Origin of the sequence: Flavobacterium sp. 1, from assembly GCF_002797935.1 — a bacterium.
Classification (GTDB): domain Bacteria; phylum Bacteroidota; class Bacteroidia; order Flavobacteriales; family Flavobacteriaceae; genus Flavobacterium.
In genome coordinates this window covers 5,323,903-5,340,426 of sequence record NZ_PGER01000001.1, presented here as the reverse complement: position 1 = coordinate 5,340,426, position 16,524 = coordinate 5,323,903, and the positions used below count along the sequence as shown (strand labels likewise).

Genomic DNA, 16,524 nt, shown 5'->3' with positions numbered 1-16,524 from the left:
TAACTTTAATTTGGTTTATAATTTATAAAAGTATCAAATTCACCTGATTCTTTAATTACCCTGACTCCTTGATTAGAAGTCGTGTTATAATAATCTATTACCTCGACCCCTTGCTGGTTTCTTGTCGGAACTGTTATTTTACTTTCAGAACTCATGACATCATTAATAATAACATCTGCTGTGGCTTGATTAGCTTTCAAGCCTCTATATGCTTCATCTCCTCGACCTATTTTTTTAGCCAACGCTTGAACTCCTCTCGTTGTGTTTTTAGAGATAATTCTTTGAGCACTTTTAACTATATCATCTATACTGGATATTTTAGGCACTTGCATTTGAATAGGAGCTTCCACCATTCTAATTCCATCATCTAAAAATTCTAATCCATGATATGCCGCATTGTCAGTTTTAGCTGCAAGTTTAGCCGCCTGAATAGCCATTTTCGATTGCTTAAATACTTTATAGCCTTCATAAAATTTTCCAAGTTTTGCAAGGGCTATTTCTGGAAGTATAACTCCTGGAGCTTGTTGAAATCCATCAATTACACCTCTTGAAATAGCTAAGCCAGGATTTTCACCTCTGTACTTATTTACTTGGGCCTCCAAATCATCAGACCTTATTTCAGCTTGAGGTCTAGCTACTTTAGGTTTTCTTGCGGTAGCCTCTAAATAACGATTATTTGCCGCTTGTTCACTGGTGTAAGCCCCAACATACGGTCCGACTTTTTTAACAGTACTTCCACCATCAGCAACCCAAACATCTTCTAGGCCTTCTAATTCAATACTTGCAATAACTTTATTTCCACTAAAAGCGTAAACTGAATTATGAGGGTACTCCTTAAATAATGGGTCAGGAGCAAAAAATCTACCAATCCTCGGGTCATGCATCCTAAAAGTATAGTTCAAAGAATTTCCTTCACCTTTTAGCTCGTTATCCATTTCCTGTCCTTGGAATCCGTAGCGGTGACCGTTAGGAATACTAGTTCCATGCCTATTCGGTACCAACATTCCAAAAGGATAGTAATCTGAGTAGCTTAAAACGTCCGGCACAAAAGTAGTAAAAGCAACCGTATTATTTGCAGACTCAGTCGCCGTTGTAACATTATCTAAAGTAAATACTTCTTCTAAACCATCTTTCTTTCTATTTCGTACCCATTGTATAACACTCACAACACCTGCTGCTGTAAAAGTCATGCTGTTTCTGCCTGAAATTTTATCCGTTTTTTCATTGAGTATAGTGCCAAAATTAGATACTCTTACATTAATTTCTGGAGAAGTTAGCAATTCCAGATCATAGCTTACTGTATACTTCTTGCCGGATTCGGTAAGCATAGCATAGGACATTCCCTCTTCTATGTCGTCAACAGCCATAACTAATTTGTCTGTGTTAGTTGTGACTTTTGCTCCTGAGTTTGGATTCCAATTCCTATCCTCCTTAATGTTTTTCCAACCTGTAAAATTGTATTGATTAAGTGTCGTTAAACTTGGTGAATTACCTTCGCCAACTAGTTTTCTGTCACTAATCACACTTAATACATTTCCTAAATGATTGGACAATTCATAACGCTTGTCTCCTACATAACGATAATACTCCTTAAATAGTCCCACAGTGGCTGCTGTTCCTGCTCCCTGATCCAGTCCTTCGCAAACATCACCAACTCCATTATGATTCGCATCGGTTTGATCTGGATTATTTATCGTTAAACAGTTGTCACATACATCTCCTACTCCATCTTTATCTACATCACTTTGATCAAAGTTAGCTATTAATTTACAATTATCGCACGGCCTAACTACTCCACTTATTATAACATCATCCCCTTTGCCATCGCCATCTGTATCAGTTTGATCTTTATTTGGATAATCACAGTTATCACATGCATCCTCAATTCCATCAGCAGGGAAACCTAAAGCAACTTCCTTAGTATCTTCTTGTTTTGGATTAAATATTTCTGGACAACTGTCATCAACATCTTTTACACCATCTCCATCTTTATCCCCTTCAGCAGAATCGCAATAGGTTTTTGCATGTTCCACTGTGCCTAATGCCATTTCGATACCCGTAGTGGATTTGGCAGTTCTTGTATCTGATCCTTCATCAAACAAGAAATTATTCACTTTAATATCTTCTGGTTCTTCTCCATTGTCAATCATATAAGAAAAATCACACATTTCTGCAGGAACCCCTAAAGATGATGCTCCTAATTCATTTACTGATTTAGGCAAATCATTCCCTTTTTGATAGTCTTCATGTTTTGTATACGCAGGAAGTGCTACTTCTTTCAAATCATTATAAACATTCCCATTTATAATCAAAGCAGGCACATATTTTTTAGTCAATGAATTTAAGGAAACCGTATACTTTATGTCCCATTCTTTTTCCGGAATAGAAGAATTGACATTCTTCAAAACATATTGCGTAGTAATAATAGAAATATCTTTTACATAATGATTTTTTTTCTTATTCCTATAGGAAACTCTATGCGTTTTTAACTCCAAGATGGGCTTAAAATTGCTATTATCAACTTTCACTACCTTAACAATAGCAGTACTTTGAGAATAAGAACCCCAAGCATGTTTTGCTCCAGGGATTTTTTCATATTGATTTTGTATCTGAATAATTTTTCTTTCTTCTTTTTCTTTAAAAATTACATCATCAATTTTAAGATGTGTTGCAATCTCTATTATTTGTGTTCTTTGAGGTACATCTGCGAATAAATTCAACTTTGAATCATTTGTATTCCAATTTGTACTATTTGCACCATTAAACTTCAACCCTGAAATTTCAGTTGATGCAGTAGCTTCTTTGCTTGAAATACTGCGTGCCGTTGAGGCATTTAATTCCTCTGCATTTTTAGCAAATGCTGCAAAAGTGTCTTTCGTGATTACTTTACGGCCTTGTTCGATGCCCAAACGACTGCTCCCGTATATCTCTTGTTCAACAAGATAATAAGTAGAAGACTGGCTTGTTGGCGTTTCCATTTCGTAAGTACTCAAAACATTACCCTGAGCATCACGCTCATAATACGTGATTTTGGTATTAGTATTGGTAGTAGTTGCTACTTTTTTAGAGGTTCTGTTTCCTAAACCGTCATATTCAAAACTAATAGTTGTTTCATTGGCTTTTCCTTTATATTTAATTACCGAACTTACTTTTCCATCAACACGCCAATTAATGTTTAGATCTTCTTTTGAATCTTTGATTAATTGTCCTATTTCATCATAAGTGTAATTACTAATTCCTTCAAGGTCATTTGCAAAATCTCCTGAATTCGTCAATACATCATTTACACTAACTAGTTTATTATCCGTTATTTGTCCTTTTGTATCTTTAGAATAAGTATATTTCAAATCATCCATTGACGAAATAGCAAACTTGTTATTTAAACCAGATCGAGTCAGATTTACCAAATTTCCGTTTCTGTCATAAGAATAACTCGAACCATAAGAATCCTTTCCAGCAGGAATTCCGCTTGCAGAATTAAAACTTAAGCTTGACATTCCTTTAATACGGTTCAACTGATCGTATTTGTAATAATTAAACTGCGTAGGAACTGGCAATTGGGTAACATCTAACAATGAAGTTACCATTTCTTTTATATTACCATTATACAAATCTAGATTTCCTTCTTTTTTTCCTTCTTTACTAAGACTGAATACATTTACAGTATTCGTAGCTGTAACTCTGGATTTATAATCTCCCGTATAATAATTTAAGGCAAAACCAAAGGCGTCTTTGGCCACGTTCAATCCATCTTTACCAGCATCATAATTGGTATTCAATTGTTCTGAATTGACTCCTTTGAGCCAGCCTTGCAAGGTGTAAATATAATCGAGTCCTTGAACTTTCTTGTCGCCAATTTCTACACGCGCCAATGGTCCATGGTCATAATACAAATAATTGGCTTCTTTTTCCCAAATTACATTGTCTTTACTGGTATAAACCTGATTAATTCTATTATCGGCATCATACTCATATCGGTGTATAAACTGATCCGTTTTTGCTGGCTGATAGGTTACTTTATTTACGTTTCCGCTTATTAAATCATAATCATAAACTACTTTTTTCAGTTGCTGGTTTATTGTGTTTAATTCCTTGCTATTATTGGTATGGTGCAACAATTCTTTTACGTTCCCATGCACATCATAATCGTATAAAATGGCATTATCATAAGCAGACAAAAGCGTCTTGCTGGTCATTGTAGAAAAATACATCACTGCCGTAACTCTTTTCTGATTGTTATCAGATCCATAAGAGGTGAACCAACTAGTTGTATTGGCTAAAGGCGTATCATAAAGCGTTTTGGTTACTTGTTCAGCATTAGTTCCAATATTGTATGGGAATTTATCTGCAATAGCATCAACAGGAACTGGCACAGCATTACCATATACTAACCTTCCATTATCGTTAATGCTTAATACTGTAGTCGCTTTTACTTGTCCAGCTTCGGTAATTCGACCTAACTCATCATAACGGGTATAACTGAATTGAGATTTAGCAGTAGGTTTTTGTTTGTCATTTTGAGAAGCAACAATTCTTCCCAAAGCATCATACGCAAATTGTGTCTCTCCGCCATCTGGCGTTTTTTGCCATACCAACTGATTCAACGAATTGTAACGGTATTGTGTTTGTAAAGTATTTGCTGGAACAACAGCGACCCCATCAACCAGAGTCAAATCGTCTTTCTCAGCATTATTTGCTCGAACCATATTTATAGCGGCATCAGAGTTGGGTGCCAATCTATGAACTCCTTCTGGGGGAACTGTTTGTATTAAATTACCCGCTTGGTCATAATAATACAAAGTATATTGATACTCTTTGTCTAAAGCCGTTTCTGTCAACGTTTCAGTTATTCCTTCTAGTGCTTCTTTCAAATAATTTTGAATAAATTCTTCTTTTTTGTTCGCATAAAATGAATCTTCCAATTGTTGTTTATTGGATGCTTTTACTGAAGCGGCATATAATTCACAAGGAGTTAATGTACTAGGATTTTCAACCTCTAAACTAAAACTTGGAATCATCATAGATGGCACACATTCTTTATTCTCTAAAACATATTTATCTGCAAATTGTGACCAAGTCAAAGCTTCTTCAGTTGGTGTTTTAGTCTGAGTCTCCAGATAATTAAAATAATAATTGACTACTAATTGAGTTTTGCTGTTTCCATAATGCAGCTTAGTAGAACCAAATTCACTAATGGTTAAAAATAATGGGTTTTTAATACTTGAAATCCCCAACTTGTTCAAATAATAATTATAATCATCGCTGATGTATCCATAATTAGCTTCACAGAAAAAGATTCCGTCTTTTTCTAAATTAGTCGGAATTTCATAATCAGAAACCTGTGCTTTCATATTTAACTTGAAAGCTGCCCATTTATCACCGCATACAATAGGAGCGACTGTTGGCGGAATACAAATATCTGAACAACTAGACGTAGCCTTTGAAGTTGGTGTCACATTACGCAAAGTAAGTAACTTCCCAGAAGCAGATTTTTTGCTCATAAAAGAAGAAGGAGAAATATTATCCTGATAATCTATTTTTCCATCTTGAGAAATAGCAACATAAATATCCCCAGATCCAGCCAAAGCATTCTTAGCTGTTAATTTTGGAGGATAAACTTCCGAGGCAAATTGACAGTAAGGCACTGCTATAGCTCTTGCTTCATATTTATTTATTTCTACAAAAGTATAGTGTGATATTGCGCTACCTGTCTGATTCACAATTTTGCCTTGGTTATCGGTAAAATTAACAACAAAACTCAAATCACTTATTACATCAATATAATTAATCTTTTTAGCGTTCTTTAAATTTACGTCGTAAAAATTGATAAAATTTTTATTGTTCACACTTCCAGAATTTTCATCAAAAGTAATGCTCAATAAACCATTTTCTAAAACAACAGAATAGCGGTCCATAACAACGCTCTTCAAATTATTTACTCTATAACGAGTTCTTTCAGCTTGAAAATGAGACGCTAATCTAGATTGGTCTACAAAATTTTTAACTGGTAAATAATCTGAGATATTTCCTGTTTTATAAAAATCCCCATCATCATTTATCGTGTAATTAAAATTCCCCAGCATATCATTTAAAATATCCTTAACTCGATCCTCATAAGCAAGTTCTTCATTAGCTACTACATCACAAGAAGTGACACGTGTGTAAGGAGGATTTGTTTCACAAGGTTCATTATTAGGATTTGGAATTGTCGGGCAGGTATCGCACAAATCAAAAATACCGTCACCGTCAGTATCTACAGTACCACAATTTCCTGGATCACTTGGATTACCTGGACCACATAAATCTCCGTATCCATCTCCATTATAATCTGTTTCACCACAAGGTGAACAACAGGTGAAATACAAAGGCATATTCTCACTACCCGATCTGATTATACCCGTAATTTGGCTATTTCTAAAAAATTTGGTTTTAATTCTTACACTTAGTAAAGTACTTTTATTCCCTGATTCTAAACCATTAATAAATACACTTTTTATTATATCTCTTCCTAAACTGTATGATCCAAGATTGACAGAAACACGTTTTACATCATTTACGCTAATGTCAACTCCTTCAGCAGTGTTATGCCATTTTACAATATCGCCTTGTTTGATTCCAAAATATTCATACAAGTATCCATTTACAAAAGTATCATCACTTGAAATATTCAAATCTGGACTTTTCAAAGTAGCATTGGCTTGTAAGTGAAGCACTAATTTATTGAATGCATCACTGAATTTTTGCTTTTTATCACATGGAGCAACTACTAGTGAAGAACAGTCTGATATATTTGCTTTTGTAATTCCATCAATAAGTATTTCTTCGGGAGTAGTACAACTTGACACGCTTCCTTTTCTATTTATAATAGCAACAATTCGAAATCTATATGTTTTTAGAGTACTGTTATAAGAGCCTGGTACTGCATAGAAATTTTTAAATCCTATGACATCAGCCCATTTGGGAGCAGTAACATTTACTCCGCAGGGGTTTTGATAGTTAGACAAATTTTTGGCAAAACTTAATTCAATCGGGCTAGAAATATCATTTCCATTCTGAGTAAAAACGATATTCAGTTTACCGCCAACTTCACGTGTTACAATTTGTGGGATATTTACCGATGATTCTAAATTAAAACCTGGGTTTAATTGAGCATTAAATATACTTTGAGTTAAAAAGGGCATACTCGATGTATTAAAACCAGTAATCAACAACCCTTTATCCTGAATAGAAGTATCTACCAATCCTTTCAGTAAATTTTCCAAATCGAATGATATAGGACATCTTCCTGTTTCAATATACATTTTGGACTCCATGCTTGCTTTAGTTTCAGCCAAGAATTCCATGTCACCAATAGATGAATCATATCCAAAATCTGCTGGCACAAAACGTTTTACTTTATCAATATACAAACCTGATGTTACATTAGAACATGCTAATTCGACACCAATACTCGGAGGAGTGGTAGCTGGTAAAACCGGATTCTCGGGAATTGAATCAATAAGTGTTAATAGTTGTTCATAATTATTTGGAGAACCTACCGCAGTGTATTTTTTGAATAAGGTAACATAAGTATCTTTACTCTCTGCGTTCCCAATACAATCATTATAATTATTGTTTTTACTGGCATAAATATGAGCAAAAACAGTGCGGGTTTTTTCTTTTAAAGCTGTATAATAGGATCTGAAATTAGACCATATTCTTTGTTTTATATTTAAATCGGCACTATTTCCATTCTGCCCAAGTTGGTTAATTATATCTAACAATTGAGGATTTGTTGCATTAGAAAAAGCAACATACGCTGATTGTGGAGCTATTCCATTAGAAAAAACAGCAAAATAATAAGCAGCCTGCAGCATATTTAGTTTTTTCCCAGAGGGAAGAGCCATGCCGTCAAAATTAACTTCTAATGCTTCTTTCATTAAAGCTTTGCGAACAGCATAATCTGCTAATGTATCTTTGTCATTTTTAGAATTATAAAATGGATCGCTGTTGTTGGCGTTGCTATCAATATTTAGCAGTTGAGCTATTGTACCTCCATTTTTATTAAATATAGTATTATCAATAGCTTTTGTATAATCATCATAAAACTCTTTATTGCGCAATTGTTCATCAAAACCATCGGAATTTACCCCATCCCCATTTGTTTTATTACACAAATTTGAATTGTAAACATAATATTGATACTCTGGATGATACTGCACTAGTGATTTAGCCCAATTTGGCTTCCATATAGCAATAAATTGAGCTACATCTCTCAAATATTTTGGTTGTACTAGATAATCATTAACGTTATCACTATCTGGATCACGATCCAATGCCGTCAAAATAATACCATCCAAAGCTGGCTCATAAACATTCAATTCAGGATGATCAACATTTTCACTGACAAGTTTAACTCTAATTTTTGAGACAGAACCATCTTCTTCTTTATACGATGTATCAAAAGGTTTTTTCCAATTATAATTAGAAATAGTTTCTGTTACATTTTGTTTTGTATCCTCATCTAAATAGGTATTTGTTGTATAACCTCCATATAGCAATTGATTGTTTTCGTTAAAAATACTTAAAGGATCTATAATTTTTTCTGTAGTAAGATCGGTATCAGCAACTTGATCTCCATCTTCAGTTTCAACCCCTTCCACAGAACCATACTGACCATGAGGGCTAACATCTCCCAATAAAATATCCAAATTGAGATTACAGACATTTATGGGTTGCTCGCATAAATCTCTACAATTTGTTAATAAGCTTCTGAATTCAGCTTTGAAATGTTTTTCATAATTAGGGCGTTCCGAATTTTCTAGTTCAAGAACCGTCAGCATATTTTTTTCAACATATCTAGCTTCTGCTTTTACAATATAAGATTCTCTTGCATCAATATTTCCAAGTTTATTTACTTCGGCAGAAAGCAATAATTGAAAAGCAGTGCAGTCTTCTGGAGTTAGATTATCGCATACCAGCGATTGCTCACAACTCTTGCAGGTTATGTTACAATCCGTTATAGTTATATCTGTCTCTAATGAAGATAAATCCGGTAAACACTTCGTGTTGTTTTTTAATTCCGTAATATAATCCTCCGCATACTTCTCTAAAGCATCCTGATCTACACGAAGATCTTTACTTAAAGGATAGGAACCAACCTTTAAAAAATTCTCTCCGTCTTTGGCATTAAATACTTTGTTTTTAAAACTTAATTCAGCGACACTAGTGCCACTTAAACTATAAGTTCCAATTTTTGAAATCAAAGGATTATTACCCGTAAGCAACTCCAAAGCACAATCATTTTTTAAACTGATAGACCAGTCATATACGAAAGGGTAAAACTTACTGTTTAGACAAGTATCTGTATAACCACCCTTAGCTTTTACAAAAGAATATTCAAATTTAATGTCTCCTTCTTTAACCACAGTAATAGGAGTACTTAACTTTATCCCATCTTCAACGACACCATTCTCTCCTGAGACATACCTATCATTATTTGATAATAAGTCAGTTGTTGTCATGACATGCAAGGTTTGATTCTTTTCATCATCAAGCGAAACCAAATTCCCTTTATTGTCTCCAGCAAGAGCTGTTGCAACAGTTCTTCCTTGTGGATCTAAATAACTTACGCTCACTTGTCCATTAGGGTCAATTACCGTATTTTTTTTGTAATGAGAATAATTACCAACTTTATAACCAAAAAGACGGTTTAATTCCTCCTGTTTAGGATGAGCATAAAAATATTGCATTTCATGTCCTGACCCAATTTGATGATCTGGCCCTACCCCTCCCTTACTTTTAATTCTTCCTGTATTATCAGGTGTGTATACAACTTGAGAAAAGGGATACCCGATAGCATCTGGAACAAAATCCTGATAATTATCGAGTGGATCATTATTTGGAGAATAATATTTGCCGGCTCCTGCTTTATTGGACATTTTAGGAACAGGAATTGGGTTACAATCTTTTACACTAGCATTATCCCAATCAAAATCTTTATGAGAGTATAATAAACCCGCTTCATTGGTATTTAAATCATTATAAAAACGTATTGCCGAAGATTCAATCGGCGTTGGCAGTACTTCTATTGCGGCTCTACCTTGATTATCATAGATTACCTCTCCTACAATTGCTTTATTGTTTGAATTTACTTTGGTAACCGTTTGACGATTGCGTAAAGACCCGTCAAAATAACTTACCACTTCTTTTTTCTTTCCGTCTTCAGCAAAAGAAGCTTGATATTGCCAATTCTTATTGCCTCCTTCGTGGGCTTTGTCAATTTCTACACTATATGGCCAATTACTAACTAAAGTGTATTTATCTGAAATTCCAGATGACCAAACTCCATAATAATTCTTTGATGTATCATCTAGAAATCGTCCAACGGGCCTAATTCTATAAACCAAATAACCATTAGAATAAACTAAAGGAATTCTATAGGTAGTGCCTTTAGTTTGTATTCTTGTACTGTTTTGTTTAAAATCCTGATCCGTTAGGGCTATATCATTAGGCAATAATTTACCCCCTTCTTTTTTATAATTATCTACCCAAGTCCATTCCAATTCATACTCAACTGCAGGAGCTTTAGTATCTTTTGTCCAATTAATCACTAATTCTTCGGCTCCATCACTAACTTTAGACACAACAACTTCATTAGTGCCACTATACTTTACCAGTTTATAACTTATAGGCAATACAGATGAATTTGAACCACTCATCTGCAAATTGTAATAACGCTCTGTATTGAATTTTAATGCTAAATATGCTGTTGGAAATGATACTGTCTTTGAATATTTTATGGATACTACTTTAACATCGGCTTTATGAATTCCAGGAAGTTTATAAACAACATAATCATTGAACTCTAAACTTTTTGTACTATTGTTATGTTCAATGGTTAGTGTAACTGATTTTGAACCTAAGCCATTTCCACTATTATCATAAGACGTGACACTTAATTCTATTTTACAAGAATAAATATCGCTATAACCTGGCGATTTAATATCTATATCGTTAAATCCAAAATGAATCGTCACTGCCGGATTAACAGAAGTGAATATTTTTTGATTACTTAAATCAGAAAATTTAGGATCAGTTATATGCAAAATTGGTAAACCACTAAGTTGCGTCCCCTCTTTTTTATCTCCCAAAAATTCTTCTTGTTGTCCAAAAGCAAACAATGAAAAAAATGTAAATACAAATACTACTAAACGTTTGTTGATATACATATATCTATCTTTTATTTTAATTATTGGAATTATTTCTTTGGTCGACAATCTCATATTTCTTTAATCTTTGGGACAAAACAATTTCATTTTTCCCTGAATTAGTAAAATAGGCACTGCTTTTAAAAACCGAAGCATTTATGGCATTTCTATTATAATTTTCATAAACTATCTCTAATCGAGGATAGTGCACATCTGGCTTTCTAAAATCCTGTGAAAAATTAGTAGCTGTATTGTAATAAAAAACTTGTTTTTGCAAAAAATAAGTTTTAGATACCCTGACAATGATTTTCGAATAGGGAAGACTCGAAAAAGGCTTTGTTGTCATTGTTATTTCCCAGTATGACTTGTAATCAATGAATTTTTCGATTTTGCACAATTCCAGTAAAGGCTTCATGTCAAAATCACCATAATAAGTGGAAACCGGGTTAGAAATTTCTATAGCTTTTTCTGGATGGCTTATCTTAAGATTTACCGATTTTGAATTCAGTATTTCTGTGTCTCCAATTTTCATGTAGATTTCATTTTGGCTATTTTTATAAAAACTTCCTTTATAGCTTTCCTCAATTTTTTTAGAATCAAAATCTTTATACAAAACATATTTTGATTGATATTGAAGCGGTTTAGCCACACTGTATTGCTGTCCTAATTTTTTAAAAACAGCACTCACTGTTTGTGAATGGCCAAAACAACAATGAAGTATCAGCCAAACGAAGATCCCTTTTTTGCAAAACATACCCTTATTCTTTTGTGTTAATAAAGTTTCCTGAACGTGTTTCCTGAATTGTCTTAATACCTTTGGCAGTCTCTTTTTTCACACGAACTAACCCGCCTTCATTATCATACTCATAAAAAGTACTGTAATTATTTTCGTCCAGTTCCGACATTAGTTTAAACGTTTCAGGGTCGTAAACAAATGACTTAACACTTCCCTTTAGGGGATGAATTCTAATATCATCAAAATACACTGGTATACTAGCACTTTTGTTTTCTAAGGTAAAACCAATTGTTATCGCATTGGTTGGAACTTTAATTTTTTTCACAATTCTTTGCCATCCATCGATAATCTCACCTGACGGAACAGCAATTTCTGTAGCAATAATTTGCGCAGGCACATCTAATGCTTCTTTTTGTCTATAAAACACAATATTAATTGCAGAATTCATATAAGACTTAACTTGAACAAAGGATTCCTCTTTAACCCATGCACTCAACAAGTATTCATGATCAGGCTCTGGCTTAAAAGAAAAACAATCATCACAAAAATCCTTGATAGCCGAATCACCGCAGACAATATCACTATCAGCTAGTTTGTCTGAAATATAGGTTTCATCCGAAGCCAATAAATTAAAATTATCATGACCAAAATAAGTAGCCGTTTTAAAGTCACTTATACTCGATACTGGAAATTCAGTCTCAGTAAATCCTAATAGATATTGTAAAGACTTGGTTAATCTGGCGGCTACTTTTGCAGTCAAACTTCTTTTTTGCAATGCAGTATTATAATTGGGATCTTCATTACGATCCAAAATCTTAGCCGTTGATGGCTTGTCTACATAAAACCCATTTTCAATACCAACAACATACAAATGAGGTAAATCAGAGCTGCTGCCTTTAGCATTGTTAAATTTTTTCATGGTTGCTTGAAGAGTTCCTGCATTTGCAGATTGACAACCATCTGTAATCATAATCACTACATTGGGTTTCAAAGTATAACTTAATGCTTTATCCAATCCGCTATTCCAATAATCTGATCCTGCGCTAACTCCTGTTTGACCATTTCGCATGCCCAAATCATCAATCCATGTATATAATCTGTTCAACACTGATGGATCGGTAGAAGCTTTAATTGGCTCAATAAAATCAGTTCTCGTATTAGCATCACTATCTGACATTCCTGTTAATGAAATATAAATATTTGACCCGATTTTCTCATTAGTGATGGCTTGTTGGTACACAAATCCTTTTAATTGTTTCTTTATTTTATTCATTTCTTTCAAATCTATAGAACCAGATTCGTCAAGAACAACTGCTACGTGAGATACACAAGATAATTCCTTAACACAGAAATCAATATTCCTTACAAATCCGTTGGAAAGGTCAACTTTTCCATCATTAAAAAGAGTATTAATTGGTGTCTTTGTACCTGCATCCGTATACTGGCTTAAATCAATGTCTACAATAGAGCCTGAATCTGGTTTTGGCAATTGCACATCATTTTCTAAACTAGTCTCTGAAAATGAAAAACTTATTGTACTGCTCGTATTGATGAAATTATAAATTATTGGTTTTAAATCTATGGTATAAGGTGCTAATGCTGCCAGCTCTTTTTGTGCATAGGTATTGGCATCGTTTCCAGCAGGAATATCTTTTAATTTATTAACCAAAGTCAAAAACAGTTTTTTAAGTACTGGAGTATTTATATTTTTCTTTGTACAAGATTCAACGTCTTCACAATTTGACGATACATCATCATACCCTTTTTGTAAGAAATCACTAAGCACTTTTTTAAACCCTGCATTAGCAATTTGAGTTTTCGAAAATTGAACAAAATCAGAATTTAAAATCGAATTTGTCTCTGCATAATTAATAGGTGCTGAACCCTTAATTTCAGTTAAAAATTCTATTGGTGAAATGGTTACTTTTCTATTGACTAACCCAACTCGTTTTACATAGCTAAACTTCCCTTCGTTCACAAAAACAAAAAATACCTTTTTAGCTTTACCGGAAGACAATAAATCTTGATAAGCATTTTTAGCTCCATCGAGTGTAGAAGTATAGTTATCTTCGGAAATAATGAAGAACGAAACATCAAGATCGTCTTTTTTTAGTGACGTGTTTTTTAAAATACCACTGTTAATCAAAGTGGAAAAAGTATTACTGTAACTGTTATCTTGAATTCGTATAACTGTTGGTTTATTATTAGAAATCTCATTAGCCGTTCCTACTTTGTACACATCACCTGGACTAACTGTAATTTCCTTATTGACCATAACAGCATTGACGCCTTTATTGGTCATGTCAAAGGTGGTCGCAAACAATTTCTTATTGCTATTGGCTTTCAAGAAATCTACTACGCCATTGGCAATATTCATTCTCGAATCTAAGTTTAAAACTAACCCACCGAAGCCAGTATCCGGAATTTTAAAATTGAAATTGAAATGAACCATACAATTAGTAGGAGCACAAGATTCTATTGTCACTTTTTTAGTAAACGTTTCAGAACATTGCGTTACCATATCTGTAGCGACCATGGTGATGGTATAATCTCCAGAGATCGCAAACGACACATTGTATAAACTAGAAGCACTGGCCGTTGAAGAATTTACAACTTCTCCCGTAGCATTTTTGCTGGTCCAAACATAACTTAAATTAGGAGACGTAGTCTCAAATGAAAAGGAAATGTTCTCATTGATACACTTTTTCTCTGGCACTATGGTCACCTCTTGATTGAATGTAGCCTGACAACCATCAGCACCAGTAACAACTAAGTTTACAGTATATTTACCCTCAGCTGTAAAAACAAACGAATGTGTTCCAACAGTAGTAGTGGAACTATTCACCGTTTGACCTGCCGTATCTGTGATTGTCCATTTATAGTTTACAACTTCACCAGCGATCACAGTCCCTGCTGTCTGCTCAAACGAAAACTTTGCGGTTTCACCAACAGCAACTTGCTCTGTAGACAGCTTTAATGTTCCTGCTTTTGGGATGCAATTAGTTATGCTTAATGTAATTGGCTCTCGCTCTAAAATTAAAGGTGACATATCAGGATTTACTGTATGATAGGATTTACATACGTACGTACCCACATCTTTTGCCAATAGACTAGCTATGGTATATACACGACTAGTTGCGCCAGTAATAGCTACATCATTTTTGAACCATTGATAGGTATCGTTTGCCAAATAGCGTGTATCTCCGTCTGGAAACATCTTTAGTTCAATAGATTGTCCTGTTTCTATGGTAATGGTCTGTGGAACGTTGATTTTGGCTTGATAATCGTACAGAAAATCGGTGGTAAACTTCGTTTTATAAGCAGGAAATTCATCAACAAAATCCATAAAACGGAACTTATTCAAATCTAGGAGTAATTGGCTTAACATAGGTGCTTTTGTTAAATCAGGAATATCCCCCTCCAATTTATTAGCCGTTAACCATAAACTCTGAAGATATTTCATTTTACTTATTGACGCTGGAATATTACCTTCTAGTTGATTACCTGCTATTAACAAACTAATAAGTGTTGAATTCCCTACTTCATCAGGAATAGACCCATTTATGTAATTAATAGACAATGATAAAGACCTTAAATTTGGCAAATTAAACAGCCATAAGGGTAATTTTCCTGTAATTTTATTAGCTGACAAACCTAACTCCAATAAGTTAGTTAACATTGACAAATCAGGAATTTCGCCGGTAACATTGCAGTTATTTAGGTTAACATGCTCTAGCTTGACTAAATTGCTTATCCAAGAGGGTACACTGGAACTAGTGAAAGAATTATTGCTTAAATCTAATTGTTTTAAATTCATTAATTTCGACAAATCTGGAATAGCACCATTAAAATGCGAATTATAAAGCAATAAATGTTCCAAACTAGTCATTTTATTAAAAAAAGAAGGAATTGCCGTATTGCCAAAATTATTACTGCCCAGATTTAAATAACCTAAACTTGTTAAAACAGATAAGTCAGGAATATTCCCAATTAATCCATTATCATGTAAACTTATTGAAACTACTTTACCATTACTAACTGTAATACCATACCACGTAGAAACATCTGACTCAGGATTATTAATATCCCAACCAGTTTTATTAATCCAATTAGCTCCACCAGCGCTATTATATAAAGCTATGAGAGTACTTCTTTCGAGCGATGGAATATCTGTACGATTTGTTATACTTTTATTAGACTTTAGGTTCTGCAAAAAAATATCTTCATTTTTTTTTATTTTAAAATATTCCATTTTGTACAAATCACGCATCAAAATTATCTCTCGCGAAATATTAATATTAGAAATACCATGTTCTTTCAGCAAACCAGATATTTTAACAGCATCAAAACCTATTTCTTTATCACTCAAATCCTGAGCAAAAGTTGCCAATGAACAAAGTACCATACAAAAAGTAAGGATCCAGTATTTCTTTATTTTAAAACCGTTTACCATAATTAATTTCTCTTTATAGGTATGTTATTTTTATATTATAATTTTTTAACAGATACTACTTTCTGTTTATGCAATTTTATGTTAATCCATTTTGGTTCCAAAAAACATAATTAAAGCAGACTTCAACAGTGATGATGCTTAATTTT

At 33.7% G+C, this 16,524-nt stretch carries 3 protein-coding genes; all 3 read right to left on the bottom strand.

What is annotated here, in order from left to right; genetic code table 11:
- Positions 1-5: 5 nt before the first annotated feature.
- The 3 genes from CLU83_RS21905 to CLU83_RS21895 are packed head-to-tail and all read right to left on the bottom strand — an operon-like array spanning position 6 to position 16,378.
- Positions 6-11,210 (bottom strand): RHS repeat-associated core domain-containing protein, encoded by an 11,205-nt coding sequence (locus CLU83_RS21905; RefSeq protein ID WP_157802164.1) that lies wholly within the window; start codon positions 11,208-11,210, stop codon positions 6-8.
- A gap of 16 nt (positions 11,211-11,226) precedes the next feature.
- Positions 11,227-11,943: a hypothetical protein gene (locus tag CLU83_RS21900; RefSeq protein ID WP_100433549.1), complete on the bottom strand. Its 717-nt coding sequence runs from the start codon at positions 11,941-11,943 to the stop codon at positions 11,227-11,229.
- A gap of 4 nt (positions 11,944-11,947) precedes the next feature.
- Positions 11,948-16,378, bottom strand: coding sequence for a hypothetical protein (locus tag CLU83_RS21895; protein ID WP_157802163.1), 4,431 nt, complete (start codon positions 16,376-16,378; stop codon positions 11,948-11,950).
- Positions 16,379-16,524: the final 146 nt, after the last annotated feature.